Annotated in this window: 26 protein-coding genes; 18 read left to right on the top strand and 8 right to left on the bottom strand. The window is 72.3% G+C overall.

Translation table 11 applies throughout. The features are described 5' to 3' along the window. The first annotated feature begins 184 nt into the window (after positions 1–184). From ACGH7X_RS10855 to ACGH7X_RS10845, 3 genes are all read left to right on the top strand, one after another. Positions 185–1,225 carry an NlpC/P60 family protein gene (locus tag ACGH7X_RS10855; RefSeq protein ID WP_399896925.1) on the top strand — a complete coding sequence of 347 codons (1,041 nt, stop codon included), beginning with the start codon at positions 185–187 and terminating at the stop codon, positions 1,223–1,225. 211 nt (positions 1,226–1,436) lie between these two features. Then, positions 1,437–2,450 (top strand): NlpC/P60 family protein, encoded by a 1,014-nt coding sequence (locus ACGH7X_RS10850; RefSeq protein ID WP_399884100.1) that lies wholly within the window; start codon positions 1,437–1,439, stop codon positions 2,448–2,450. Positions 2,451–2,517: 67 nt separating this feature from the next. Continuing rightward, positions 2,518–3,714, top strand: a complete 1,197-nt coding sequence (locus ACGH7X_RS10845; RefSeq protein WP_399884098.1) for a hypothetical protein — start codon at positions 2,518–2,520, stop codon at positions 3,712–3,714. On the opposite strand, the gene ACGH7X_RS10840 is transcribed toward ACGH7X_RS10845, so the two are convergent. Continuing rightward, a complete protein-coding gene (locus tag ACGH7X_RS10840; protein ID WP_399896922.1) occupies positions 3,671–4,921 on the bottom strand; it encodes a glycosyltransferase 87 family protein in 1,251 nt (416 codons plus the stop codon). The two genes, ACGH7X_RS10845 and ACGH7X_RS10840, sit on opposite strands and share 44 nt — an antisense overlap. A gap of 122 nt (positions 4,922–5,043) precedes the next feature. Here ACGH7X_RS10840 and ACGH7X_RS10835 point away from each other — a divergent pair, with 122 nt between their 5' ends. After that, on the top strand, positions 5,044–6,186 hold the full coding sequence (locus ACGH7X_RS10835) for a glycosyltransferase family 4 protein (protein ID WP_399884096.1): 1,143 nt from the start codon (positions 5,044–5,046) through the stop codon (positions 6,184–6,186). A 111-nt stretch (positions 6,187–6,297) separates the two neighbouring features. Here ACGH7X_RS10835 and ACGH7X_RS10830 read toward each other — a convergent pair whose 3' ends face one another. Beyond that, positions 6,298–8,094: an AMP-dependent synthetase/ligase gene (locus tag ACGH7X_RS10830; RefSeq protein ID WP_399884094.1), complete on the bottom strand. Its 1,797-nt coding sequence runs from the start codon at positions 8,092–8,094 to the stop codon at positions 6,298–6,300. Between the two features lie 351 nt (positions 8,095–8,445). Between ACGH7X_RS10830 and ACGH7X_RS10825 the strand changes: the two genes are divergently transcribed. The 6 genes from ACGH7X_RS10825 to ACGH7X_RS10800 all read left to right on the top strand — a co-directional run bounded on the left by ACGH7X_RS10825 (position 8,446) and on the right by ACGH7X_RS10800 (position 13,583). Further along, a complete protein-coding gene (locus tag ACGH7X_RS10825) occupies positions 8,446–9,201 on the top strand; it encodes a metallophosphoesterase (RefSeq protein WP_399896919.1) in 756 nt (251 codons plus the stop codon). A 138-nt stretch (positions 9,202–9,339) separates the two neighbouring features. Next, complete coding sequence (locus ACGH7X_RS10820; protein WP_399884093.1) at positions 9,340–9,783, top strand: SRPBCC family protein; 444 nt, start codon at positions 9,340–9,342, stop codon at positions 9,781–9,783. A 166-nt stretch (positions 9,784–9,949) separates the two neighbouring features. Continuing rightward, positions 9,950–11,122: an ArsA family ATPase gene (locus ACGH7X_RS10815; RefSeq protein WP_399884091.1), complete on the top strand. Its 1,173-nt coding sequence runs from the start codon at positions 9,950–9,952 to the stop codon at positions 11,120–11,122. A 64-nt stretch (positions 11,123–11,186) separates the two neighbouring features. Further along, positions 11,187–11,732 (top strand): DUF5304 domain-containing protein, encoded by a 546-nt coding sequence (locus ACGH7X_RS10810; protein WP_399884089.1) that lies wholly within the window; start codon positions 11,187–11,189, stop codon positions 11,730–11,732. A 54-nt stretch (positions 11,733–11,786) separates the two neighbouring features. Then, the gene (locus ACGH7X_RS10805; RefSeq protein ID WP_399884087.1) at positions 11,787–12,740 is read left to right on the top strand and encodes an ROK family glucokinase; all 954 of its coding nucleotides are present in this window, start codon (positions 11,787–11,789) and stop codon (positions 12,738–12,740) included. Positions 12,741–12,818: 78 nt separating this feature from the next. Continuing rightward, complete coding sequence (locus ACGH7X_RS10800; RefSeq protein ID WP_399884085.1) at positions 12,819–13,583, top strand: endonuclease/exonuclease/phosphatase family protein; 765 nt, start codon at positions 12,819–12,821, stop codon at positions 13,581–13,583. 13 nt (positions 13,584–13,596) lie between these two features. Here ACGH7X_RS10800 and ACGH7X_RS10795 read toward each other — a convergent pair whose 3' ends face one another. Both ACGH7X_RS10795 and ACGH7X_RS10790 read right to left on the bottom strand, forming a co-directional pair. Beyond that, on the bottom strand, positions 13,597–14,217 hold the full coding sequence (locus ACGH7X_RS10795) for a hypothetical protein (protein ID WP_399884083.1): 621 nt from the start codon (positions 14,215–14,217) through the stop codon (positions 13,597–13,599). Then, the gene (locus tag ACGH7X_RS10790) at positions 14,210–15,013 is read right to left on the bottom strand and encodes an alpha/beta hydrolase (protein ID WP_399884081.1); all 804 of its coding nucleotides are present in this window, start codon (positions 15,011–15,013) and stop codon (positions 14,210–14,212) included. Before ACGH7X_RS10790 ends, ACGH7X_RS10795 begins: the two co-directional genes overlap by 8 nt. Before the next feature lie 188 nt (positions 15,014–15,201). Between ACGH7X_RS10790 and ACGH7X_RS10785 the strand changes: the two genes are divergently transcribed. From ACGH7X_RS10785 to ACGH7X_RS10765, 5 genes are all read left to right on the top strand, one after another. Next, entirely contained in the window at positions 15,202–16,008 is an 807-nt protein-coding gene (locus ACGH7X_RS10785) for a lysophospholipid acyltransferase family protein (RefSeq protein WP_399884079.1), read from the top strand. Between the two features lie 38 nt (positions 16,009–16,046). Further along, positions 16,047–17,288: a MacS family sensor histidine kinase gene (gene macS / locus ACGH7X_RS10780; RefSeq protein WP_399884077.1), complete on the top strand. Its 1,242-nt coding sequence runs from the start codon at positions 16,047–16,049 to the stop codon at positions 17,286–17,288. After that, positions 17,281–17,958, top strand: a complete 678-nt coding sequence (locus ACGH7X_RS10775) for a response regulator (RefSeq protein ID WP_399884075.1) — start codon at positions 17,281–17,283, stop codon at positions 17,956–17,958. The genes macS and ACGH7X_RS10775 overlap by 8 nt, the downstream gene beginning before the upstream one ends. A gap of 58 nt (positions 17,959–18,016) precedes the next feature. Further along, the gene (locus ACGH7X_RS10770; RefSeq protein WP_399884073.1) at positions 18,017–19,045 is read left to right on the top strand and encodes a 6-phosphofructokinase; all 1,029 of its coding nucleotides are present in this window, start codon (positions 18,017–18,019) and stop codon (positions 19,043–19,045) included. Positions 19,046–19,139: 94 nt separating this feature from the next. After that, entirely contained in the window at positions 19,140–20,135 is a 996-nt protein-coding gene (locus ACGH7X_RS10765; RefSeq protein WP_399884071.1) for a 2-hydroxyacid dehydrogenase, read from the top strand. Here ACGH7X_RS10765 and ACGH7X_RS10760 read toward each other — a convergent pair. Both ACGH7X_RS10760 and ACGH7X_RS10755 read right to left on the bottom strand, forming a co-directional pair. After that, complete coding sequence (locus ACGH7X_RS10760; RefSeq protein ID WP_399884069.1) at positions 20,087–22,003, bottom strand: anthranilate synthase family protein; 1,917 nt, start codon at positions 22,001–22,003, stop codon at positions 20,087–20,089. The genes ACGH7X_RS10765 and ACGH7X_RS10760 overlap by 49 nt on opposite strands. Positions 22,004–22,100: 97 nt before the next feature. After that, positions 22,101–22,157 carry a trp operon leader peptide gene (locus tag ACGH7X_RS10755; RefSeq protein WP_076973970.1) on the bottom strand — a complete coding sequence of 19 codons (57 nt, stop codon included), beginning with the start codon at positions 22,155–22,157 and terminating at the stop codon, positions 22,101–22,103. Between the two features lie 223 nt (positions 22,158–22,380). Here ACGH7X_RS10755 and ACGH7X_RS10750 point away from each other — a divergent pair, with 223 nt between their 5' ends. Beyond that, positions 22,381–23,733 carry a class II 3-deoxy-7-phosphoheptulonate synthase gene (locus tag ACGH7X_RS10750; RefSeq protein WP_399884067.1) on the top strand — a complete coding sequence of 451 codons (1,353 nt, stop codon included), beginning with the start codon at positions 22,381–22,383 and terminating at the stop codon, positions 23,731–23,733. 165 nt (positions 23,734–23,898) lie between these two features. Next, a complete protein-coding gene (locus tag ACGH7X_RS10745; RefSeq protein ID WP_399896917.1) occupies positions 23,899–24,132 on the top strand; it encodes a bacterioferritin-associated ferredoxin in 234 nt (77 codons plus the stop codon). A 31-nt stretch (positions 24,133–24,163) separates the two neighbouring features. Here the strand turns inward: ACGH7X_RS10745 and bfr are convergent, their stop codons facing one another. After that, complete coding sequence (gene bfr / locus ACGH7X_RS10740; protein WP_399884065.1) at positions 24,164–24,667, bottom strand: bacterioferritin; 504 nt, start codon at positions 24,665–24,667, stop codon at positions 24,164–24,166. A 191-nt stretch (positions 24,668–24,858) separates the two neighbouring features. On the opposite strand from bfr, the gene ACGH7X_RS10735 reads away from it, so the two are divergent. Next, positions 24,859–25,506 carry a sulfite oxidase-like oxidoreductase gene (locus ACGH7X_RS10735; protein ID WP_399884063.1) on the top strand — a complete coding sequence of 216 codons (648 nt, stop codon included), beginning with the start codon at positions 24,859–24,861 and terminating at the stop codon, positions 25,504–25,506. Positions 25,507–25,532: 26 nt separating this feature from the next. On the opposite strand, the gene ACGH7X_RS10730 is transcribed toward ACGH7X_RS10735, so the two are convergent. Then, entirely contained in the window at positions 25,533–26,432 is a 900-nt protein-coding gene (locus ACGH7X_RS10730) for a deoxyribonuclease IV (RefSeq protein ID WP_399884061.1), read from the bottom strand. Between the last annotated feature and the right edge of the window lie 5 nt (positions 26,433–26,437).

The raw sequence follows: 26,437 nt of genomic DNA, 5'->3' as shown, positions 1-26,437 counted from the left end.
GAATTGACGGAAGCGTCACGCAACGTAGTGTCAAACAGGGGTCACTGCAGGTGAGTTGTGGCAAAGAATGCGGTGCGTAACCGGGATTTTTCGGCGGAGGATTTGAACTGATCACGAGTGGGTCACTAGGGTCAGCCCTCGAACCCTCGAACGGGTGATCCCTCTCAAGAAGGAGCTCGTCTCCGTGGCGTCCCACCGTCGTCCCAAGCAGCCGAGCCGCACGCGCGTGACCGTGCTCACCACCGCTGCCGCCGCCGCCGTCGCTCTCAGCTCCCAGGCCGCCAACGCCGCGCCGAGCGAGAAGCCGAGCAAGGACGAGGTCAAGGCCAAGGTCGACAAGCTCTACGAGGAGGCCGAGCAGGCCACCGAGAAGTACAACGGCGCCAAGGAGAAGCAGGAGAAGCTCCAGAAGGAGATCTCCACCCTCCAGGACAACGTCGCCCGCGGCCAGGAGGACCTCAACGACCTGCGCGACGGCCTCGGTTCGATGGCCAGCGCCCAGTACCGCTCCGGCGGCATCGACCCCTCCCTCCAGCTCTTCCTGTCCGCCGACCCGGACAACTACCTGGACAAGGCTTCCACCCTCGACCAGCTCAGCGGTCAGCAGGTCGAGGCGCTGAAGAAGATCCAGGAGAAGCAGCGCGACCTCGCCCAGCAGCGCTCCGAGGCCTCCGAGAAGCTCAAGGACCTCTCCGCCACCCGCACCGAACTGGGCAAGAAGAAGAAGGAAGTCCAGGGCAAGCTCTCCTCCGCGCAGAAGCTGCTCAACACGCTCACCGCGAAGGAGAAGGCCGCCCTCGCCGCCGAGGAACAGCGCGCCAACCGCAGCAGCGAGCGCGAGGTCCTCTCCGGCGCCGGGACGCCCGCCTCCGGCCGGGCCGCCGCGGCCTTCGCCGCCGCCCAGAGCAAGATAGGCACGCCCTACGTCTACGGCGCCACCGGCCCGTCCTCCTTCGACTGCTCGGGCCTGACCTCCTGGGCCTACGCCCAGGCCGGCGTCGGCATCCCGCGCACCTCCCAGGCCCAGACCGGCGCGGGCACCCGCATCTCCTCCATGAGCGACCTCCAGGTCGGCGACCTCGTCTTCTTCTTCAGCGACCTGCACCACGTCGGCCTCTACGCCGGCAATGGCCAGGTCCTGCACGCGCCGCGCACCGGCACGAACGTCCGCTACGAGTCGATGGGCACCATCGGCGGTCCGTTCATGTTCGGCGTCCGGGTCTGACCCGAGGCCCCGCGCCACCCGAAGTCGCCCTCGCCGTGCCGCCCGTTCGGGTGAATCACGGTCCGGCCTTGTGGCCCCCGCCCCGCCGTTGACCTGCGTCAGCGGCGGGGCGTCGCGCTGTGCGGCCCCCGAGGTCGTTGGTCACTGCCCCGCCGCGGGGTTACTGTCTGCCGCGTTTCCCCGTCCGCCAGCGGAAGGAGTGCGGCTTCCCGTGGGGTCCCATCGCCGCCTTGCACCATCCGGGTTCGACCGTGGCTCCACCGCCGCCGTCGGCCTGCTCTCCGTCGCCGCCGCGGTACTGGGCGCCGTACCGGCCACGGCCGCCCCGCACGACGACCGGCGGGCGGAGGTGGACCGGCTCCACACCGAGGCGGAGCAGGCCACCGAGGCCTACAACAAGGCCGACGCGCGCACCGACACGCTGCGCGAGGAGGTCACCGCCGGCCAGGACTCGATCGCCCGGCAGCAGGAGCGGGTCAACACCATGCGGGACGCGCTCGGTTCGCTGGCCGGTGCCCAGTACCGCTCCGGCGGCGTCGACCCGGCGCTGGCGCTGCTGCTCTCCGCCGACCCGGACGACTACCTCGACCGGGCCCTGGTGCTCGACCGGATCACCACCCGCCAGGCGGGCGAGCTGAAGGAACTCCAGCAGGCCGTGCGCGACCTCGCCCAGGACCGTGCCGAGGCCGCCCGCAAGCTCACCGAGCTGGAGAAGGGCCGCAAGGCCGTCGCCGCCCACAAGGAGACCGTCGAGCGGAAGCTCGCCAAGGCCAGAAAGCTGCTCGGCGCCCTCCCGGACGACGAACGCGCCGCCTACGGCCGCGGGTCCCGTTCCGGCCGCGACGACCTGACCGTCCTGGCCGGCGCCGCCCCCGCCTCCGGCCGTGCGGCGGCCGCCTTCGCCGCCGCCCGCTCCGCCCTCGGCAGGCCCTACGTCTGGGGTGCCAACGGTCCCTCCGGCTTCGACTGCTCGGGCCTGACCCAGTGGGCGTACGCGCAGGCCGGGGTCGGTCTTCCCCGCACCTCGCAGGCGCAGTCCGGCGCCGGTCGGCGGGTGTCCCTGGCCGAGGCACGGCCCGGCGACCTGGTCGCCTACCGGAACGACGCCAGCCACATCGGCATGTACGCCGGCAACGGCCAGGTGATCCACGCGCCCTACCCCGGCGCGCCGGTGCGCTACGACCCGGTCGGCATGATGCCGGTCTCCTCGGTCACCCGGGTGTGATCCGCACGGCCGCCGAGAGCGCCCCGCCCGCTGCCTTCCGCCCTCCCGCGCCCGTACGATCGGGAAGGTGGCTGGTCGAAGGCGGGTGTCGGGTTCCTCGGTGGTGGCGCTGTGCCTGCTGCTCGTCGCGCTCGTGGCCTGCGGGGGCCGGACCGGCGCCGACCCCGTCCGGGCCGACGTGCAGCGAGTGCTCGACCGGCGTGCGGCGGCCGTCCTCGACCACGACCGGGCCGCCTACGCGGGCACGGGCGGCGCCGGAGCCGGCTTCGACAACCTGGACGCGCTGCCGCTGGCCGACTGGTCGTACCGCGTGCGGGACGTGGAGCGCACCGGCGACACCGCCACCGCCGACGTCGAGCTGCGCTACCGCGTCGAGGGCTACGACCGGGGCCCCGTCACCACCGGCCGCACCGTGCGGCTGAGCCGGGACGGCCGGGCCGGGAAGTGGGCGGTGGCCTCCGACCGTCCCGCCAAGGAGTCCGGCCAGCAGCCCTGGGACCAGGGCGCCGTGCGGGTGGTCCGGGGCACGCACAGCCTCGTCCTCGGCGTCGGGCAGTCCACCGAGGCCCTGCGCCGCTTCGCCGATCTGGCCGACCGGGCGGTGCCCGCCGTCTCGGACGCCTGGGACGGCGACTGGGCCCGCCGGGTGGTGGTGCTCGTCCCCCGGTCGCTGGAGGGCATGGCGGGCCTGCTCGGCTCCCCCGCCTCGTCCTACCGGGGCATCGCCGCGGTCACCACCGGCGAGACCGGCGGCCGGGAGCACGCCCCGGCGGACCGGGTCATCGTCAACCCCGACGCCTACGGGCTGCTCGGCGACCTCGGCAAGCAGGTCGTGCTCACCCACGAGACCACCCACGTCGCCACCCGCGCCGACACCACCTCCGCCACCCCGCTGTGGCTCTCCGAGGGCTACGCCGACTGGGTCGGCTACCGCGACAGCGGACGCACCGCCGCCCAGGCCGCCCCAGAACTGGCCGCGGAGGTCGCCGAGGGCCGGGTGCCCGCGCGGCTGCCGACGGACGAGGACTTCGGTTTCACCGCCGACGCCGACGCACTGGCCCGCGCCTACGAGGGCGGCTGGCTGGCCTGCCGGATGATCGCCGAGCAGTGGGGCGAGGACCGGCTGGACGCGTTCTACCGTGCCGTGGGCACCCACGACGAGCGCGCCGGCGCACTCGAGGACGCGATGAACGACGTGCTCGGGACGACACCGGAGGACTTCACGGCGCGCTGGCGGGACTATCTGCGGGCGCGGTTCGCCTGAGCCGCCCGAACTGCCCGGGCCGCTCGGACACCCCGCGCGCCGCCGTGCCCCGCCACAGCGCGCGGGCCGCGACCAGCGCGGCGGCCACCAGCAGCCCGTTGCGCAGGAACAGGAGCGTGATGCCGAGCGGGTCACTGGCGACGACGTTCGCGAAGAACAGCGGGAACTCCAGCACCGTCACCAGGGCCGCCGCCAGCACCAGGGCGACCGGCACCCGCATCCGGCTCGCCCGGAAGCACCGGCAGACCGCCGCGAGCCCGATCAGCCACACCAGGTACTGCGGGCTGATCACCCGGCTCGTCACCGTGAACATCAGCACCGCCACGAAGGCCGCGTCGGCCGCCGTGTGCGCCGCGAACCGCGAGGACACCAGCCGCCACAGCAGCAGCCAGCCGAACGCCACCGCGCTCAGCCCCAGCGAGACCGTGCCCACCGTGCCCACGTGCGGGCCCAGGAACTCCATCGAGCCGTAGTTCAGCAGCACCCCGCCCTCCCAGCCGAAGTGCCGCGCGATGTGGAAGACCAGCGAGCCCAGCGACTCCACCTCGACGCCCCGCTCGCGCTGGAAGGTCAGGAACGCCCACGCCCCGGGCATCGACACGGCGAACAGCACCGCGAGACCGGCCCCGCCGAACACGGCGGCGGCCCACGGAGCCCGCCCCCGCATCCCGAGGAGCACCAGCGCCGGCCACACCTTCAGCAGCGCGCCAAGGGCCGCCAGGGCCCCCGCCACCCGCGGATGCCGGCCGGCGGCGAGCAGCGCGGCCACCGCGACGGCGGTGACCATCACGTCGTAGCGGGCGTACACCGTCGGACCCAGCAGCGGTACGCCCGCCACCCACACCCACGCACCACGCGGCGAGCGCCCCGCACCCCGGCCCGAGTGCCACAGCAGCGCGAGCACGGCGGCGTCCGTGACACAGACGAGGACGAAGAAGGCCGTCGCGTACTCCAGGAAGGGCAGCAGGGCGGGGGAGAGGATCGCGAAGGCCGCCGCCGGCGGGTACTGCCAGGTGACGTCGTCCAGCGGAAACGTTCCGGTGCGCAGGACGTCGTACCAGTCCCGGTAGATGACGGAGACGTCGCTCGTGACGTCCGGCCCGGGGAAGGCCAGCACCTTCAGCACGAACAGCAGCAGCACCAGGCGCGAGGCGCCCCAGGCCGTCAGCAGCCACACCGGTGACCGCCCCGCGTCCCTCGTCTCCACGTGCTCCCTGCCCGTCCACGCCTGCCGTGCTGGTGCGGCCATGATGACCCGGACACCTGTGGGCCTGCCACAGGACGCGGCCGGGCCCGGGCCCCCGTGGCGGGTTCGGTAGGGTCGGCGGCGTGCGCAAGACCTTGATCGTGACGAACGACTTCCCGCCCCGCCCGGGCGGCATCCAGGCCTTCCTGCACAACATGGCGCTGCGCCTGGACCCCGAGCGGCTCGTCGTCTACGCCTCCACCTGGAAGCGGACCCGCGAGGGCATCGAGGCCACCGCCGCCTTCGACGCCGAGCAGCCCTTCACCGTCGTACGGGACCGCACCACGATGCTCCTGCCGACGCCGGGCGCGACCCGGCGGGCGGTCGGGCTGCTGCGCGAGCACGGGTGCGCCTCGGTGTGGTTCGGGGCGGCCGCGCCCCTGGGCCTGATGGCACCGGCGCTGCGGAAGGCCGGGGCCGAGCGCCTCGTCGCCACCACCCACGGCCACGAGGCGGGCTGGGCCCAGCTGCCCGCCGCCCGGCAACTGCTGCGCCGGATCGGGGAGTCGACGGACACGATCACCTACCTCGGCGAGTACACGCGCTCCCGGATCGCCGGCGCGCTGACGCCCGAGGCCGCCGCCCGGATGACGCAGCTGCCGCCCGGCGTCGACGAGAAGACCTTCCACCCGGGCAGCGGCGGCGACGAGGTGCGAGCCCGCCTCGGACTGACCGACCGGCCGGTCGTGGTGTGCGTCTCGCGGCTGGTGCCCCGCAAGGGCCAGGACACCCTGATCCGGGCGCTGCCGCGCATCCTCGCCGCCGAGCCGGACGCCGTCCTGCTGATCGTCGGCGGCGGCCCCTACGAGAAGGACCTGCGCCGCCTCGCCGAGCGGACCGGCGTCGCCGCCTCCGTCCGTTTCACCGGCGTCGTGCCCTGGTCCGAACTCCCCGCGCACTACGGCGCCGGGGACGTCTTCGCCATGCCCTGCCGCACCCGCCGGGGCGGCCTCGACGTGGAGGGCCTCGGCATCGTCTACCTGGAAGCCTCCGCCACCGGCCTGCCCGTCGTCGCCGGCGACTCCGGCGGCGCCCCCGACGCGGTGCTCGACGGCGAGACGGGCTGGGTGGTGCGGGGCAACGACGCGGCACAGACCGCCGACCGCGTCATCACCCTCCTCGGCGACGCGGAGTTGCGCCGCAGGATGGGGGAGCGGGGCAGGACGTGGGTCGAGGAGAAATGGCGCTGGGACCTACTGGCGGCCCGCCTGAAGACCTTGCTGTAACGCAGGATGCCCTGGAAGCGAGGGGTACCTGTATGCCGCTGAGGGGCGCGGGGAACCGCAACGCACCCGCACCCGCCCGCGGCGAATGGGAGGCACCCCGGTAGGCGCCTCCTACTTGGAGTAAATCGCCTCGATTTCGTCCGCGTAATCCTTGGCGACAACACTCCGCTTCAGCTTCAACGACGGAGTCAAGTGCCCCGAATCCTCCGTGAACTGAGCCCCCAGCACCCGGAACTTCCGCACCGACTCCGCCTTGGAGACCGCAGAGTTCCCGTCATCGATCGCCGACTGAATCTCCGCAAGCAGATCCGCGTCGTCCCGCAGCGCCACCGCCGTAGAACCCGCCGGCTTGCCGTGATCGGCGCACCACCGCCCGAGGAACTCCTCGTCGATCGTGACCAGCGCGCCCACGAACGGCCGCCCGTCGCCGACCACCATGCACTCCGCGACCAGCGCGTGCGCGCGGATGCGGTCCTCTATGACGGCCGGGGCGACGTTCTTGCCGCCGGCGGTGACGATGATCTCCTTCTTGCGGCCGGTGATCCGCAGATAGCCGTCCTCGTCGAGGGTGCCGATGTCGCCGGTGTGGAACCAGCCGTCGGCCAGCGCCTGGGCGGTCGCGTCCGGGTTGTTCCAGTACTCCTTGAACAGGTGCTCGCCGTGCAGCAGCACCTCCCCGTCGTCCGCGATGCGCACCACCGAGCCGGGCAGCGGCTGGCCGACCGTGCCGATCTTCTGCCGGTCCCAGGGGTTGAAGGCGGTGGCCGCGCAGGACTCGGTCAGGCCGTAGCCCTCCAGGACGGTGAAGCCGATGCCGCGGAAGAAGTGGCCGAGCCGCTCGCCGAGCGGGGCGCCGCCGGAGATGGCGTACTCGCCGCGTCCGCCGAGGACCGTGCGGAGCTTGCTGTAGACGAGTTTGTCGAAGACCTTGTGCTTGATCTTCAGGCCCACGGACGGGCCCGACGGGGTGTCCAGGGCCTTGCTGTACTCGATGGCCGTGTCGGCGGCCTTGTCGAAGATCTTGCCCTTGCCGTCGGCCTGCGCCTTGGCGCGCGCCGAGTTGTACACCTTCTCGAAGACGCGCGGCACGCCGAGGATCAGCGTGGGCCGGAACTCGGCCAGCTCGTCGGTGAGGTTCTTGATGTCGGGGACGCAGCCCAGCTTGATCGGCGCGATCATCGGCGCGACCTGGACGAGGCGGCCGAAGACGTGCGCGAGGGGGAGGAAGAGGAGAACGGAGCACTCGCCCGTGCGGAACAGGGGGCGCAGCCGTTCGACGACGTTCCCGCACTCCGCGAAGAAGCTGCGGTGGGTGAGGACACAGCCCTTGGGACGGCCGGTGGTGCCGGACGTGTACACGATGGTCGCGGGGTCGTCGGCCTTCGCGATCGAGCCGCGCTCCTCGACGGTCCGGTCCGTGACGTCCTGGCCCAGGCGCCCCAGCTCCTCCACGGCCCCCGCGTCGATCTGCCAGACGTGCTTGAGGGCGGGCAGCTGCTCGCGCACCGACTCGACGGCGGCGGCGTGCCCGGCCGACTCCACGACACAGGCGGTCGCCCCGGAGTCGCTGAGAATCCACTGCACCTGCTCGGGCGAGCTGGTCTCGTACACCGGCACCGTGATCGCGCCCGCGCTCCAGATGGCGAAGTCCAGCAGCGTCCACTCGTAGCGCGTGCGGGACATCAGGCCGACCCGGTCGCCCGGCTGGACACCGGAGGCGATGAGGCCCTTGGCGGCGGAGTGCACCTCGGCGAGGAAGGTGCGCGCGGTCACGTCCTGCCAGGCGCCTGCCACCTTGCGGGCGATCACGGCGACGTCGGGATGCTGCGCGGCGTTTCTGCGGACGATGTCGGTCAGGTTTCCGTCCGCGGGGACCTCGTACAAGGCCGGAAGGCTGAACTCGCGCAAGACTGCTGCTCCTCATAGGGCGCCGGCGCCACGACGTTGTGTGATGCGACGGTGCGGTCCAAGGGTCGGGCAAGTGCTCGGGAGAACTGATGCGGGATTCACATGTTGAAATCCCGAGCACGACTGGACTGCCCGGACGTTACCCGCCGGTATGCGTCTCCGACAGGGGGTCCCCGCGAGATGTTCGCTGCGTCACACGGTTGGGGTTTCCTTTGCGCACAGTAGTCGACGGATCAACCGACCAGCCAGTAACCGCAGGTCCGACCGCCACTGTTCACAAGAGGCGCGCGCTGTTTACGCTTGATCGCCATGGCACCCACACCGCCCCGTAACACGAGCACGCGCGTCCATGTGGTCAGCGACGTCCACGGCAACGCCCGCGACCTGGCCAGGGCCGGGGAGGGCGCCGACGCCCTGGTCTGCCTCGGGGACCTGGTCCTCTTCCTCGACTACGCCGACCACTCGCGCGGCATCTTCCCCGACCTGTTCGGCATCGCGAACGCCGACCGCATCGTCGAGCTGCGCACCGCCCGCCGCTTCGCCGAGGCACGGGAGCTCGGGTCCCGGTTGTGGGCCGAGACCGGCGGCGAACCGCGGGAGCTGATCGAGCGGGCGGTGCGCAAGCAGTACGCCGAGATGTTCGCCGCGTTCCCCACCCCGACGTACGCCACCTACGGCAACGTCGACGTGCCGCCGCTGTGGCCCGAGTACGCCGGCCCCGGCACCACCGTGCTCGACGGGGAGCGGGTGGAGATCGGCGGCCGCGTCTTCGGCTTCGTCGGCGGCGGCCTCAGGACCCCGATGCGCACGCCGTACGAGATCAGCGACGAGGAGTACGCCGCGAAGATCGAGGCCGTCGGCGAGGTGGACGTGCTGTGCACGCACATCCCGCCCCAGGTGCCGGAACTGGTCTACGACACGGTGGCGCGGCGCTTCGAGCGGGGCAGCAGGGCGCTGCTGGACGCGATCCGGCGCACCCGGCCGCGGTACTCGCTGTTCGGGCACGTGCACCAGCCGCTGGCCCGGCGGATGCGCGTCGGGGCGACCGAGTGCGTGAACGTCGGCCACTTCGCGTCGACGGGACGGCCGTGGGTGCTGGAATGGTGAACAGGTTACGGCGGACCTGCGCAGGTGGGTGGTGACGTTCGCCGGGCCCGTGCGCGATAGCCTTCACGCGGCACACACGTGCGCGCCACGGGCGCACGACGACCTCAGTAGCGGCCCGCATCCGGAGGAGCCACGGCGATGGCGGAACACACCAGCTCGAGCATCACCATCGAGGCGGCACCGGCCGACGTGATGTCGGTGATCGCCGACTTCGCCCGCTACCCGGACTGGACCGGCGAGGTGAAGGAGGCCGAGGTCCTCGCGACCGACAGCCAGGGCCGTGCCGAACAGGTCCGACTCGTCATGGACGCCGGGGCGATCAAGGACGACCAGACGCTGGCCTACACCTGGACCGGCGAGAACGAGGTGTCCTGGACGCTGGTGAAGTCCCAGATGCTGCGCTCCCTCGACGGCACCTACCTGCTCCGCCCGGCGGGCACGGGCACGGAGGTCACCTACCGGCTCACGGTCGACGTCAAGATCCCGATGCTCGGCATGATCAAGCGCAAGGCGGAAAAGGTCATCACCGACCGAGCCTTGGCAGGCCTCAAAAAGCGAGTGGAGTCAACCCCACCCGCATAGCTGCGGCAGTCGCCGCCCCCCGTAGCTGCGGGCAGTCGTGCCGCTGGGGCGGCACGGGTGGGCGCAGCGGCACCCGGCCAGCGCCGGCCCGCGACACCCACCCCCGGCCCACCCCCACGTCGCGCACAAGCCCAACCGGCGGAGCCCCCAGGTACCGTTCACCCCCATGCGCACCATCCTGATCACAGGCCCCGGCGGCAGCGGCCGTACCACCGTCGCCGCCGCCACCGCGCTCACCGCCGCCCGGCACGGCACCCGCACCCTGCTCCTCGGCGCCGACCGCGACGACACCCTCGGCGCCGCGCTCGGGGTGCGCACCGGCCCGACGCCGACCCCCGTCGAACCCGGGCTCACCGCCTGGCGCCCCGACGCCGCCCAGGGGTTCCGGGACGGCCTCGCCGCCCTCCAGGACCGTGCCTCCTCCGCCCTCGACCTCCTCGGCGCCTCCCGCCTCGACCCCGAGGAACTCACCCCGCTGCCCGGCGCCGACGAACTCGCCCTGCTGCGTTCGCTGCGCGAGGCCGCCCTCGCCGAGGCGCACGACCTCCTCGTCGTCGACCTCCCGCCCGCGCCGCGCGCCCTCGCCCTGCTCGCCGCCCCCGAGGAACTGCGCCGCTGCCTGCGCCGCCTGCTCCCGCCCGAGCGGCAGGCCGCCCGCGCCCTGCGCCCCGTCCTCGGCCGGCTCGCGGGCGTCCCCATGCCCGCCGAGGCGCTGTACGAGGCCGCCGCCCGCTGGGACCTGGAACTCGCCGCCGCCGAGGCCGTCGTCGCCGACCGGAACACCGTCGTACGGCTGGTCGCCGAACCCGGACCGGCCGCGGCCGACGCCGTCCGCGCCACCACCCTCGGCCTCGCCCTGCGCGGCCTGCGCACCGACCTGCTGGTCGCCAACCGCGTCCTGCCCGAGGACACCCCGGCGGACAGCTGGCTCACCGGCCCCCTCGCCCAGCAGCGCAAGGCAGTGGAGGAGTGGCGGGGGACGTACGACGTACGCGCCGTCGCCCACCTCGGCCGGGACCCGCGCGGCACGGACGACCTCGCGGCCCTCGACGTGCCGGGCGTCAACCCGGACGCCTCCCCGGTCGAGTGGCCCGTCACCGACCGGCTGGCCGAGGACGGCGTACTGGTCTGGCACATCCCGCTGCCCGGCGCCGTACGCGAGGAACTCGACCTGGTGCGCCGCGGTGACGAACTGGTCGTCGCCGCGGGGCCGTTCCGCCGCATCGTCCCGTTGCCGTCCGCCCTGCGCCGCTGCACCGTCGAGGGTGCGGCGCTGCGGGAGGGCACCCTCGCCGTGCGGTTCGCGCCGGACCCGCGGCTGTGGCCGAGAGGACACTGATCCCGACGGGGGCCGGGCCCGTTCGGGTAACGTCGTAAGGACGAACCGTAGTCAGGAGTCCGTCATGAGCGAAGAGCTCCCCCCGTCCGAGGCCCCCCGCCCCGACGAGGCCGACGCGGTCGAGGAGACCGACGAGCTGCGAGCGACCGACGCCGACGCCTGGGCGACGGCGTGCGCCGAGGACCTGGAGGCGGAGAAGGCCCGCCGCCGCGCCGAGTACGGGCCGCCGCCCGGCTCCGCCGCCGAGGAGCTGCGCCGCCTCGTCGACACCGTCGCCGACAAGCTGTCCGCTCTCCAGTCCCCGCTGCTCGGCCAGGTCGCCGGACCCGCCGCCCAGCAGGTGGTCCGGCAGGTCGTCCAGCAGGCGAAGGCGGCCGTCGAACCGGTCCTCGAGCGCAACCCCGACGTGTTCGACCACCTCGCGGCCGCCGGCGGCGAACTCCTCGCCGCCTACCGCTCCGCCGTCCAGGACCAGGAACGCCGCTGGACCACCGGCGACACTGCGCCGGGGGACCCGCGCGACCCACGTGACCTGGACGAACGCGAGGCCGACGGCCGCGACGAGGGCGACGAGGGCACCGGCCCCGGACAGCGCATCGACCTGGACTGAGCCCCGCCTCGGGTACGGTTGCCCTTAGCGGGGCTCGACCGAACTGAGGGATTCATGGGACTCACCATCGGCGTCGACATCGGCGGCACGAAGATCGCGGCCGGCGTGGTCGACGAGGAAGGCAACATCCTCTCGACCCACAAGGTGCCGACCCCCAGCACACCCGAGGCCATCGTGGACGCCATCGCCTCCGCGGTCGAGGGCGCGCGCGTGGGGCACGAGATCGTCGGAGTGGGCATCGGCGCCGCCGGATACGTCAACCGCCAGCGCTCCACGGTCTACTTCGCGCCCAACATCGACTGGCGCCAGGAGCCGCTCAAGGAGAAGGTCGAGGCCCGTGTCGGCCTCCCCGTCGTCGTGGAGAACGACGCCAACGCCGCAGCCTGGGGCGAGTACAAGTTCGGCGGCGGCAAGGGCCACCGCAACGTCATCTGCATCACCCTCGGCACCGGCCTCGGCGGCGGCATCATCATCGGCAACAAGCTGCGCCGCGGTCACTTCGGCGTGGCCGCCGAGTTCGGGCACATCCGCATGGTGCCCGACGGCCTGCTGTGCGGCTGCGGCTCGCAGGGCTGCTGGGAGCAGTACGCGTCGGGCCGGGCGCTGGTGAGGTACGCCAAGCAGCGTGCCAACGCCACCCCCGAGCGCGCCGAGGTGCTGCTCGCGCTCGGTGACGGCACCCCCGAGGGCATCGAGGGCAAGCACATCTCCGTCGCCGCCCGCCAGGGCTGCCCGGTCGCCGTCGACTCCTACCGGGAGCTGGCCCGCTGGGCCGGCGCCGGCCTCGCCGACCTGGCCTCGCTGTTCGACCCGTCCGCCTTCATCGTGGGCGGCGGCCTCTCCGACGAGGGCGACCTGGTCCTCGACCCGATCCGCAAGTCCTACAAGCGCTGGCTGGTCGGCGGCAACTGGCGCCCGGTCGCCGACGTGATCGCCGCCCGGCTCGGCAACAAGGCAGGGCTGGTCGGCGCGGCCGACCTGGCGAGGGAACCCGACCCGATCATGTAAGGGCCGCGAGGTCTCTCGTACGACCGAGCCCGTCGAGCCCCGTCCGGGGACGACGGGCCTCGTCGTATCTTGATCCGCATGGCGACATCCTCCCTTCCTCCCCTTCCCAACTCCTTTACCGAACCCGACGGTTCCGCGGTCGTCCGCGTCCTGAGCTACAACATCCGCTCGCTGCGCGACGACACCGACGCCCTCGCCCGCGTGATCAAGGCCTGCGCGCCCGACCTCGTCCTCCTCCAGGAGGCCCCCCGCTTCTTCCGCTGGCGCAAGAAGCTCACCCGCCTGGCCCGCGCCGCGGACCTGGTGCTGCTCTCCGGCGGCGGCACCGCCGCGGGCCCCGCGCTGCTGTGCTCCCTGCGGGCCACCGTGGAGCGCACCGAGGACGTGCTGCTCCCGCTCACACCCGGTCAGCACCGTCGGGGCCTGGCCGGCGCGGTGGTCCGCGTCGGCGGGGCCCGTCTCGGCGTACTCAGCACCCATCTGTCGCTGCGACCGGACGAGCGCTACGAACAGGCCGGCCTGCTCCTCGACCAGCTGGCCGCCCTGGGCGTGAAGCACGCCGTGGCGGGCGGCGACCTGAACGAGCGCCCCGGCGGCCGCACCTTCCGGCGGCTCGGCGACGGACTGCGGGACTGCTGGACCGCCGCGCCCTGGGGCGGCGAGTACACCTTCCCCGCCACCGCCCCGGACCGCCGTATCGACGCGGTCTTCGTCACCGAGGACGTCGAGGTGCTGGGCTGCGGGGTGCCGTCGGGACTGCCCGGCGTAGCCGAGGACGACCTGAGGGCGGCCACGGACCATCTCCCGGTCCTGACCGCCCTCCGCGTACCCGCGACCACCTGATCCCGGACGGGCCCTACACCACCGCGCCCCGCCCCGGATCGTCGTCCTCGTCACCCGTGCGCATCCGCACGACCAGGGTGGCGAAGCCGCCGAGGAAGCCGCCGATGCTCAGGGTCGTCAGCCACCAGGTCATGTCCCAGCCGAGCACCACCGCCAGCAGGAGCAGCACCGGGCCGCCGAGGACGCCCAGCCAGGCGAACTTCGAGGTGGGATCCGCGTCGGGCAGCGGCGGCGGCTCGGGCGGTACGAAGTGGCCCTCGTCGTCCTCGTCGAAGTCGTCCTCGGCCGGCTCGGCGGGCGTGTGGTCGCGGGGACCCACGCCGGGCGCGAACGCGACGGAGCTGCCCAGCGGCCGGGCCGAGGAGGGCCGGTCCGCCGAGGGCTTCTCGTCGTTCACCTCCGGCTCCAGGAGCGCCAGGTCCTCGACCGACTTGAACGGCTTCGCGCCCGGCGGGTCCGGGGGCTCGTCCCCGTACCCGGCGACGATCGCGGCCCAGGCGGCGTCCTCGTCCAAGGGCACGGCCTGCTCCTCGGGGCCGCCGTCCGCGCGCTCCCGTCCCTCGCGGTGCTCCCGCTCGAGGTCCCGCTCCTCGCGCTCCTCGCGGTCCTCGCGGTCGGAGTCGTGCTCAGCCACCTGCGGCCGTCCCTTCCTTGCCGAGACCGGGCTCCGGTTCCCTGACGGAACCGGGCGCGAGCCGGCCGATGAACGCGACGCTCTGCGCGAAGATCCGGTCCGCATCGTGGTCCAACGTCGCCACGTGGTAGCTCTGTTCCAGCAGGACCTCCGTCACGTCCGTCGACGACACCCGGCCCAGGATGCGGGCCGAGTCGGCCGGCGGCACCACATGGTCCTGCGGACTGCGCAGCAGCAGCAGCGGCTGGGTCACCTGCGGCAGGTCGCCGTCGGCGAGACGGAAGAAGGCGCGCAGCGAGTGCGCCGAGTGCAGCGGCACCCTGTCGTACCCCAGCTCCCTGCCGAGCGGCTTGGCGATGTCGCTGGCGATGCCCTTGGTCGCCGGCACCAGGTGGCGCAGGACCGGAAGGGCGTGCTGGGCCACGCCGTGCATGCGGTTCGCCGGGTTGACGACCACGACGCCCGAGACGTCCTCCCCGTGCTTGGCGGCGAGCCGCAGCGCCAGCGCCCCGCCCATGGACAGGCCGGCCACGAAGACCCGCGCACAGCGCTCGCGCAGGGCGCGCAGCTCGCGGTCCACCTCCGCGTACCAGTCCTGCCAGCCGGTGACCTGCATGTCCTGCCAGCGTGTGCCGTGCCCGGGCAGCAGCGGCAGCGCCACGGTCAGGCCGCGCGCGGCGAGGTACTGGGCCCAGGGGCGCAGCGACTGCGGGGAACCCGTGAAGCCGTGACAGAGGAGGACGCCGGCCTCCCCGCCCTCGTGGCGGAACGGCTCGGCTCCGGGCAGGACCGGCACGTCTCGGTCTCCTGTCGTCAGGGGGCCGGCACAGCCGGCACGTCGGGTGCGGTGCTCGTGGGTACTTGCGGCTACTTCACCGTACGCGACCGCACTGACACCGACCAGGGCCGTCGGGGCCATTGACGGCGCCCCGGGATAGGGTCTGACCCACAGACACGGGAGGCACTCGGTTGTTGTACGGCGCGATGAAGGTCACCGTCGGGGGTTCGCTGAAGCTCGCCTTCCGGCCCTGGGTGGAAGGCCTGGAGCACATCCCGGCCGACGGCCCCGCCATTCTGGCGAGCAACCACCTGTCGTTCTCCGACTCGTTCTTCCTGCCCGCCGTCCTCGACCGCAAGGTGACCTTCATCGCCAAGGCCGAGTACTTCAACACCCCCGGGGTCAAGGGCAGGCTGACCGCCGCCTTCTTCAAGGGGGTCGGCCAGCTCCCGGTGGACCGCTCCGGCGCGCGCGGCGCGGGGGAGGCCGCCATCAAGAGCGGCATAGAGGTTCTCGAACGCGGTGAGCTGTTCGGCATCTACCCCGAGGGCACGCGCTCCCCGGACGGCCGCCTCTACCGCGGCAAGCCGGGCGGCCTCGCGCGCGTGGCGCTCGCCACCGGGGCGCCCGTCCTCCCGGTCGCCATGATCGACACCGAGAAGATCCAGCCGCCCGGGCAGGTGATGCCGAAGCTGATGCGGCCCGGCATCCGCATCGGCAAGCCGCTGGACTTCGCCCGCTACCAGGGCATGGAGCACGACCGCTTCGTGCTCCGCGCGGTGACCGACGAGGTCATGTACGAGATCATGAAGCTCTCCGGCCAGGAGTACGTCGACATGTACGCGACCGCCATGAAGCGGCAGCTCGCGGAGGCGGCGAAGGCCGAGAAGGAGGCGGGCAAGGTGGCGAAGGCCGCGCTCGCCCAGGCCGAGAAGGAACAGGCCGAGAAGGAACAGGCGGAAAAGGAACAGGCTCAGAAGGAGCAGGCCGAGAAGGACCGGACCGGGCCCTAGCCGGTCCGCCCGTACCGGTAACCGGGGGGAGGGGGGACATGGCCAGGCGCGAGCGGGTCATGAGGATGTCGGTCGAGCAGCCGCTGTGGCGCGCGCTCGCCGGCTACCGCGTGCTCACCATGCTGTACGCGATCGGCTTCTTCGCCACCGCCTACTCCGGCTTCGCCCGCCCCTGGCTCGCCGTCGCCTACTACGCCGTCCTCTTCGTCTGGACCCTGGCCACCCTCCCCAAGGTCGCGGGCGCGGCGAGCTGCACCAAGCGGTTCCTCGCCGCCGACCTCACCGTCGCGCTGACCGGCATCCTGCTCACGCCCTTCGCCGACGCGCACGAACGGGTCATGGACGGCGGCCCGACCCTGCCGTCGATATGGACCGCAGGCTCCGTGCTGGCCTTCGCCGTCAAGGGCGGTTGGCGCTGGGCCGCCGTCGCCTCCACCCTCGTCGCCGTCGCCAACCTGGTCGAACGCGGCACCCCGGCCCGCGACACCGTCCACAACGTGATCCTCGTGTGGGTCGCCTCCATCGCGATCGGCTACGTCGTCGAGGTCGCCCGCGCCTCCGAGCGCACCCTCGCGCGCGCCCTGGAGATCGAGGCGGCGACCAGGGAACGGGAGCGGCTGGCCCGGGACATCCACGACAGCGTGCTCCAGGTGCTCGCGATGGTGCAGCGGCGCGGCGCCGTCATCGGCGGCGAGGCCGCCGAGCTGGGCCGGATGGCCGGCGAGCAGGAAGTGGCGCTGCGCACCCTGGTCTCCGGCGGTCTGGTGCCCGTCTCCCGAGTGTCGGAGGACGCCGCCGAGGGCGCGGTCGTACGGGCGGTGGAGGAATCGGAAGGGGAGGGGCCGGACGGTCCCGTCGATCTGCGCGCCCTGCTCGCCCCGTACGCCTGCTCCCTGGTGAACCTCGCCGAGCCGGGTGCTCCGGTCCTGCTGCCCCCGGTCGCCGCGCGGGAACTGGCGGCCGCCGTGGGTGCCGCCCTGGACAATGTGCGCAAGCACGTCGGTGAGCACGCGCGCGCGTGGATCCTGGTCGAGGACGAGCCGGACGAGGTGATCGTCACCGTCCGCGACGAGGGCCCCGGCATCCCGGAGGGGCGGCTCGCCGAGGCCGAGGGCGAGGGACGGCTCGGCGTGGCCCTGTCGATCCGGGGCCGGCTGCGCGAACTCGGTGGCACGGCCGAGCTGATCTCGGTGCCCGGACAGGGCACGGAGGTCGAACTGAGGGCACCGAAACAACCGGCGGCGTCGCCGCGTGGGGGAAAGGCAGCGGACCATGAGTGAACGACAGGACCCGATCAGGGTCATGGTGGTCGACGACCACCCGATGTGGCGCGACGCCGTCGCCCGCGACCTGGCCGAGTCCGGCTTCGACGTGGTCGCCACCGCGAGCGACGGCGACCAGGCGGTGCGCCGCGCCCGGGCCGCCGCGCCCCAGGTCCTCGTGCTCGACCTCAACCTGCCCGGCAAGCCCGGCGTCCAGGTCTGCAAGGAGGTCGTCGGCGCCGACCCGAAGCTGCGCGTGCTCGTGCTCTCGGCCAGCGGGGAGCACGCCGACGTGCTGGAGGCCGTGAAGTCCGGCGCGACCGGATACCTGCTGAAGTCGGCCTCCACCGACGAGCTGCGGGACGCGGTGCGCCGCACCGCCCTCGGCGACCCGGTCTTCACCCCGGGTCTGGCCGGACTGGTCCTCGGCGAGTACCGACGCCTCGCCTCCGAACCCGCCCCGGCCGCGGGCACCGACGAACCCGGGGCGCCCCGGCTCACCGACCGGGAGACCGAGGTGCTGCGCCTGGTCGCCAAGGGCCTGAGCTACAAGCAGATCGCCGAACGCCTCGTCATCTCCCACCGCACCGTGCAGAACCACGTCCAGAACACCCTGGGCAAGCTCCAACTGCACAACCGGGTGGAACTGGTGCGGTACGCGATAGAACGAGGTCTGGACGACGCCTGACCCCACGCGGGACAGTGGCAGTGGCCTGAACCACCCACTGTGGCAAGGGGATTACGCGATGAAGGTCGGAGTACTGACCGGAGGCGGTGACTGCCCCGGGCTCAACGCCGTCATCCGGGCCGTCGTCCGCAAAGGCGTACAGGAGTACGGCTACGAGTTCACCGGCTTCCGGGACGGCTGGCGCGGTCCACTGGAGGGCGACACCGTCCCGCTCGACATCCCGGCCGTCCGCGGCATCCTGCCCCGCGGCGGCACCATCCTCGGCTCCTCGCGCACCAATCCGCTCCAGCGGGAGCACGGCATCCGGCGCATCAAGGAGAACCTCGCGAAGCTCGGCGTCGAGGCGCTCATCACCATCGGCGGCGAGGACACCCTCGGCGTCGCCACCCGTCTCGCCGACGAGTACGGCGTGCCCTGCGTCGGCGTCCCCAAGACCATCGACAACGACCTGTCCGCCACCGACTACACCTTCGGCTTCGACACCGCGGTCGGCATCGCCACCGAGGCCATCGACCGGCTGCACACCACCGCCGAGTCCCACATGCGCGTCCTGGTCGTCGAGGTCATGGGCCGGCACTCCGGCTGGATCGCCCTGCACTCCGGCCTGGCCGGCGGCGCCAATGTCATCCTCATCCCCGAGCAGCGCTTCGACGTCGAGCAGGTGTGCTCCTGGGTGACCTCCCGCTTCCGGGCGTCCTACGCCCCGATCGTGGTCGTCGCCGAGGGGGCGATGCCCCGCGACGGCGACATGGTGCTCAAGGACGAGTCCCTGGACTCCTACGGGCACGTCCGGCTGTCCGGGGTCGGCGAGTGGCTGGCCAAGCAGATCGAGAAACGCACCGGCAAGGAGGCCCGCACCACCGTCCTCGGCCACGTCCAGCGCGGCGGCACGCCCAGTGCCTTCGACCGCTGGCTGGCCACCCGCTTCGGTCTGCACGCCATCGACTGCGTGCGCGACGGGGACTTCGGCAAGATGGTCGCCCTGCGCGGCACGGACATCGTCCGCGTCCCGATCGCCGACGCCACGGCTCGGCTGAAGACGGTCGACCCGGCGCTGTACGACGAGGTCGGCGTCTTCTTCGGGTGACCGGCCGCCGACGGGCGCCTGACCGGCCGCCGACCGGCGACGGTGGGCCGAGGGCCGTATATTCGGCCCGGAGCCCACCAGAACGGGAGCGGTCGTGGAGATCCTTGCCTTCGGCGTCCAGGCCGACGAGAAGCCCCTGATCGAGCGGGCCTTCCGCGACCTCGAGGACATCCGCTGCCTGGACGTCTTCCTCAACGAGGACACCGCTCCCATCGCGGCCGGCCACGAGATCGTGTCCACCTCCGTCAACGCCGACCTCGGCGCGGCGGTCCTGGAGATCCTCGCGGCCGGCGGCACCCGGATGGTGGCCCAGCGCTCCACCGGCTTCAACAACGTCGACCTCGACACGGCCGAGCGGCTCGGCATGACCGTCGCCCGGGTGTCGTACTACTCGCCGTACTCGGTCGCCGAGTTCGCCTGGGCCCTCGCCATGGCCGTCAACCGGCGGATCGTGCGGGCCGCCATCCGCACCCGTGACTTCGACTTCCGCCTGCACGGCCTGATGGGCCGGGACCTGCACGGCCGCACCGCCGGTGTCCTCGGCACCGGCAAGATCGGCGAGGCCTTCGCCCGGATCGCCCACGGATTCGGCATGCGGCTGCTCGGCTGGGACGTCGCCGAGAACCCGGCCTGTGCGGAGCTGGGCATGCGCTACGTCCCGAAGGAGGAGCTGTTCGCCCGCTCCGACCTGATCACCCTGCACGTCCCCCTGATGGCCGAGACCCGGCACCTGATCGACGCGTCCGCCCTGAAGGCGATGCGTGACGACGCCATCCTGGTCAACTCCAGCCGCGGCGGCCTGATCGACACCGCCGCACTCGTCGGCGAGCTGCGCGAGGGCCGCTTCACCGGCGTCGGCCTTGACGTGTACGAGGCGGAGGCGGGCCTGTTCTTCCTCGACAAGTCCCTCGAGGCCGTCGAGGACGACACCCTGGCCCGCCTCGTCACCTTCCCGAACGTGCTGGTCACCTCGCACCAGGCGTACTACACCGAGGACGCCGTCGGCCAGATCGTCGAGACGACGGCGCGCAACGTCCTCGACTACCGGGAGGGCCGCCGCTCGGAGAACGTGCTCGTCCCGCGCAGCTGACCGGTCAGCTCCCGCACGATCGCCGCACCGTTCAGAGTCAGCACCGACTCCGGGTGGAACTGCACGCCCGCGAAGCCTTCGCCGCGCAGCGCGTGCACCTCGCCGCCCGCCGAGCGGCTCACCTCCACGCCGTGCGCGGCCAGTTCGGCGGCCGCCTCGTCATCGCAGCGCGCGGTGAAGCTGTTGTAGAAGCCGACGGTCTCGTGCCGCCCGAACAGGTCGATCTCCGTCTGCGCGCCCTGGTAGGGCACCTCCTTGCGGACGATGTCCAGCCCCAGCTCCGCCGCGATCAGCTCGTGCCCGAGGCAGACACCGAGGACGCCGTGCCGGTTCGCCCCGATCACCTCGGCGGTCAGGGCGCGCAGGAAGCGCATCTTCGGGTCGGCCTGGTCGCCCGGATCACCGGGTCCCGGCCCCAGCACCACCGGGCCCTCGTGCCCGAGCACCGCCTCGCGCAGCCCCGGCTCGTCGTAGCGCCGCACGCTCACGGTGAGCCCCGAGGAGCGCAGCACGTGCGCGAGCATCGCCGTGAAGGTGTCCTCCGCGTCGACGACCAGGGCGTGCCCGGTGAGCATGGCCGACGGCTCCTGCATCCGCAGCCAGAACGGGGCCAGCGAGGCGCGCCGCCCGTCCAGCGCGGCCCGCACCCGGGGGTCGTCGGCCAGCCCCGGCCGCCCGGCCTCCGCCCGCGGTCGGGAGGGACGTACGCCCAGCGCCGCCAATACCCCGGCCGCCTTGGCGTGCGTCTCCGCGACCTCGCCCGCCGGGTCGGAGCCGCGCACCAGCGTCGCGCCGACCGGCACCCGCAGCCGCCCCTCGGCGTCGATGTCGGCGGTGCGGATCAGGATGGGGGAGTCGAGCGTCTGGGGTCCGGCCGGCTGCCCCGGCCCGCCGGCCGGATCGCGCCCGAGCAGCGCCAGCGCGCCCGCGTAGTAGCCCCGCCCTCCGGCCTCGTGCCGCTCGATGACCCGGCAGGCGTTCTGCACCGGCGAACCGGTGACCGTCGCCGCGAACATCGTCTCCCGCAGCACCTCCCGCGCGTCCAGGGAGGACTTCCCGCGCAGCTCGTACTCGGTGTGCGCGAGGTGCGCCATCTCCTTCAGCCGCGGCCCGACGACCACCCCGCCCATGTCGCCGACGGTGCACATCATCTTCAGTTCCTCGTCGACGACCATCGACAGCTCCTCGATCTCCTTGCCGTCGGCGAGGAAGCCCAGCAGGTGCTCGGGGGTCGGTCCCTCGGCGGGGTAGCGGTACGTCCCGCTGATCGGGTTCATCACCACCGTCCCCCCGGACATGCGGACGTGCACCTCCGGGCTGGCGCCCACCAGCGTGCGGTCCCCGGTGTGCACGACGAACGTCCAGTACGCGCCCCGTTCGCCCTCGAGCAGCCGCCGGAACAGGGCCAGCGCGTCGGCCCGCCCGAACCCGGGGATCCGGCCCTCGTAGGTCCGCCGGATCACGAAGTTGGCGCCCTCGCCCCGCCCGATCTCCTCGTCCAGCACCCGCCCGACGATCCGGGCGTACTCCTCGTCGCCGACGTCGAAGCCGCCGCCCTCGACCCGGACCTCGTGGGCGGGCAGCTGCGCGAGCGCCTCGGCGAGCGGGATGTCGTGGCGCTCCTCGGGGGTGAGCACCAGCAGCGGCGTGCCGTCGTCGCGGACGTCGAAGCCGCGCTCGCGGATCTGCCGGAAGGGGACCAGGGCCAGCCCCTCGTCGGGCAGGTCGGCGAGTCTGTCGTGCTCCGCGACCGGGCCGAGCAGCAGTTCCACGACGTCGTGGTCGCGGCCGGGGGTGCGGCGGCGGAGCAGGGCGAACGGGCGGGGGTCGGCCAGGAGGCCGTCGAGCGGTGTGGTGCGCGGTGTCATGGGTGGTGTCCCTGCTGTTCAGGAGGGACGGTCCCGGTCGCGAAAACACCGAAGGCCGCCCTCGGGCGGCCTTCGCGAAGTCTTGCGTTACGCGCAGTCAGTGGGCCGCCGGATGAGCGGTCCACCACCAGTTCTGGATCGAGTGCGCGAACATGCCGCCGACCCTAACGCATCCGCGCGCGCCGCCGCGGCACATCCCGGGACACGGGACGGCGACCGGGCCGGCCCCGATATGCGCGACAGGAATGCGAGGTGCCCGTGATGCGGATTCAAAAGCGCGTGGGAGTACCAATGCGGCGGCGGCGGCCCGCACCGGGTCCCGTCTCACCTGTCGAGCCACGCGAAAACCGCGTGACACGACCCCGTAGTGTTGAGGCGTGACCGTGAACGCTAAGACCAGCCCGAGCGCTGGCAACACCTGGCGAGACCTGCCCGCGGCGCAGCAGCCCGAGTACCCCGACCTTGAGGCTCTGCGCGCAGTGATCGCGGACCTCGAGTCGTATCCGCCGCTCGTCTTCGCGGGCGAGTGCGACCAGCTGCGTGCCCGGATGGCGGCCGTCGCCAAGGGAGAGGCGTTCCTCCTCCAGGGCGGCGACTGCGCCGAGGCCTTCGACGGGGTGTCCGCGGACCACATCCGCAACAAGCTGAAGACCCTGCTGCAGATGGGCGCCGTCCTCACCTACGCCGCGTCCGTGCCCGTGGTGAAGGTCGGCCGGATCGCCGGCCAGTACTCCAAGCCGCGCTCCAAGCCGACCGAGACCCGCGACGGCCTGACGCTGCCGACCTACCGCGGCGACTCCGTCAACGGCTTCGACTTCACCGAAGAGGCCCGGATCCCGGACCCCGAGCGGCTCAAGCGGATGTACCACGCCTCGGCCTCCACGCTGAACCTGGTGCGCGCCTTCACCACCGGCGGCTACGCGGACCTGCGGCAGGTGCACGCCTGGAACCAGGACTTCGTGAAGTCCTCCCCCTCCGGCCAGCGCTACGAGCAGCTCGCCCGGGAGATCGACAACGCGCTGAACTTCATGCGGGCCTGCGGGACGGACCCGGCCGAGTTCCAGACGGTCGAGTTCTTCTCCTCGCACGAGGCGCTGCTGCTCGACTACGAGTCGGCCCTCACCCGCGTCGACTCCCGCACCGGGCAGCTGTACGACGTCTCCGGGCACATGGTGTGGATCGGTGAGCGCACCCGGCAGCTGGACCACGCGCACATCGAGTTCGCCTCCCGGATCCGCAACCCGATCGGCATCAAGCTCGGCCCGAACACCACGCCCGAGGAGGCGCTCCAGTACATCGAGCGTCTCGACCCCGAGCGTGAGCCCGGCCGGCTGACCTTCATCGTCCGCATGGGCGCGGACAAGATCCGCGACCGGCTCCCGGAGCTGGTGGAGAAGGTCACCGCGTCCGGCGCCACCGTCGCCTGGATCACCGACCCGATGCACGGCAACACCTACGAGGCGGCCTCCGGTCACAAGACCCGCCGTTTCGACGACGTGCTCGACGAGGTCAAGGGCTTCTTCGAGGTCCACAAGTCGCTCGGCACCCACCCGGGCGGCATCCACGTGGAGCTGACCGGTGACGACGTCACCGAGTGCGTGGGCGGCGGCGACGAGATCTTCGTCGACGACCTGCACCAGCGCTACGAGACGGCCTGCGACCCGCGGCTCAACCGCAGCCAGTCGCTCGACCTGGCGTTCCTGGTGGCGGAGATGTACCGGGACCAGTGACGGTCCGCCCCCGGGCGGGCGGGTGAAATGGGGCGCGGGTCACACGGGATCCGCGCCCCTCCCACTTTTGCCGGCCTGGCGTGATGGGTAAGGTTAGGTTTGCCTCACCGATCAGTCGGGCCCTCCGGTCGTCGGTACGGCACGACCTTGTACCCCGCCCGGGAGGTGAACCGCGTGTTCGTCTGCAGCTGCTTCGGTGTCACCGAGGAACAGGTGAAGAGCCACGCGGACGCCGGTGCGTGCACGCCCCGGCAGATCGCCTCCGCCTGCAAGGCGGGCACCGACTGCGGCGGCTGCGTACGGCGCATCCAGGCGCTCCTCGGCCGCGGGTCCTGCCCCCGCCGGCAGCTGGCCGACCAGGGCGCACCGGTCCTCGCGGAGCTTCCCGAAGCCGCCTAGCTCCTGCCGCCCGGCCCCTGCCGCCCGGCCCCTAGAGGGAGCCGGGTCCCGACGCGTCCGGCTGGGTCTGCTCGATGACCGTCGACAGGTAGAGCGACTCGCCCAGCTTCTCGATCAGCTCCAGCTGGGTGTCCAGGTAGTCGATGTGGTGCTCCTCGTCGGCGAGGATCGCCTCGAAGACGTTGGCCGACGTGATGTCGTTCTTGGCCCGCATCACCTCCACGCCCCGGCGCAGCCGGTCGATCGCCTCGACCTCGATCTCCCGGTCGGCCTGGAACATCTCGGTCACGCTCTGGCCGACCCGCACGTGGAAGAGCCGCTGGTAGTTCGGCAGGCCGTCCAGGAGCAGGATGCGGTCGGTGAGCACCTCGGCGTGGCGCATCTCGTCGAAGGACTCCGCGCGCGTGTACTTCGCGAGCTTGGTCCAGCCCTTGTGGTCCTGCAGCTTCGCGTGCAGGAAGTACTGGTTGATCGCCGTGAGCTCGGCGGTCAGCTGCTCATTGAGGAACTCGATGACTTCCGGGTCGCCCTGCATCGCTTGATGCTCCTTCGAACGGGAACTGGCGTGTTGCGCGGCATGATTGCACCGGCATCGAAGATCGTCCAGTAAGTCTTGACTTAGTAAGTAAGTACAGGCTTAGTCGTGATTGACGGTGTCCTCCCTGTTTGCCCGAATGTAAGTGAGGTGGGTCAGGGGCATCGGTCCGGGTCTGTCAGGATGGAGGCATGGGTCAGCCGGTGGGAAACGAATCGGGAGAAGACGGTTCGCGGGGAGCGTCGCGGTTCGAACTCCCACCCGGGCAGCGACTGCAGCGCGGCTGGCCCGTCACACACTACGGACCGGTCCCCAAGTTCCGTCCCGAGCGCTGGGAGTTCAGGGTCTTCGGCGCCACCACCGACGACGAGAAGCACGGCTGGACCCACGACGAGTTCACCGCCCTGCCGTACACCACGGTCGTCGCCGACCTGCACTGCGTCACGAAGTTCAGCATGCTCGGCTCCGAGTGGGGCGGCGTGCCCGCGGCCACGATCCTGGACCTCGCCCCGCCCGCGCCCGCCGTCACCCACGTGATGGTGTGGGCCGAGTACGGATTCAGCTCCAACCTCAGGCTGTCCGACTTCGCCGCCGAGCGCACCCTCTTCGCCACCCACAAGGACGGCGAGCTGCTCACCGCCGAGCACGGCTTCCCGCTGCGGCTGGTCGTCCCGCACCTGTACGCCTGGAAGGGCCCCAAGTGGGTCCGCGGCATCGAGTACATGACCACCGACCGGCGCGGCTTCTGGGAGGAGCGCGGCTACCACAACATCGGCGACCCGTGGGAAGAGCAGCGCTACTCCTACCAGGAGGAGCCCGGGGACGGCCCCGAGCTCTGACCCGGGACCCGGCTCCCGGGCGGCGATCAGCCCTCGCGCAGCTTCTTCAGCCGCTCCACGTCCGCCGCGTGCCCTTCCTTGCCGCCCGGCGTCTCGATGACCAGCGGCACACCCTCGGTGGCGGGATGGGTCATCAGCGCCCGGAACGGATCCTCGCCGATGTGACCGGCGCCGATGTTCTCGTGCCGGTCCTTGTGCGCGCCGGCCACGTCCTTGGAGTCGTTGGCGTGGATCAGCTCCAGCCGGCCCTCGCCGACCGTGTCCACCAGCAGGTCGAGGGTCTGGTGCATGCCCGACGGGCCCGTCAGGTCGTGGCCCGCCGCGAAGATGTGGCAGGTGTCCAGGCACACGCCCAGCTTCGGATGGGCGTCCAGCGCCTCGAAGTACGGCCCGAAGTCCCAGGTCCGCGAGCACAGGGAGGCGCCCTGGCCGGCGGTCGACTCCAGCAGCAGCCGCGGGTCGTCGTCGTGCGTCAGCTCGTCCAGCAGCGGCAGCATGTGCTCCCGCACCTGCTTCAGCGCCACCGACCGGTCCCGTCCGCCGGTCGCGCTCCCGGTGTGCACCACCACGCCGCGCGCCCCGATCGCCCGCCCGCGCCGCAGCGAGTGCCGCAGCGACTCGACCGACCGCTCCACCGTCGCCTCGGTGTGGGAACCGAAGTTGATCAGGTACGGCGCGTGCACGTACACGGGCATCGACCCGGCCGCGCAGGCCTCCCGGAACGCCTCGTCCTGCTTCGGGTTGCCGGCCGGCGTGGCCCAGCCGCGCGGGTTGGCGACGAAGACCTGCACGGTCTCCGCCTTCAGCTCACGGGCGTAGGACAGCCCCACGGAGTGCAGCCCGCCGGCCACCGGCACGTGACCGCCGACGGGGTTGCGGGGGAGCGCCGCGGGGGTGCGGGAGGCGGCGGACCGTTGACTGTTCACCCATC

Source organism: Streptomyces sp. BBFR51 (genome assembly GCF_044591655.1).
GTDB lineage: Bacteria > Actinomycetota > Actinomycetes > Streptomycetales > Streptomycetaceae > Streptomyces.
Note: the sequence above shows the minus strand (reverse complement) of the source record. Positions and strands in the feature narration are given on the sequence as shown.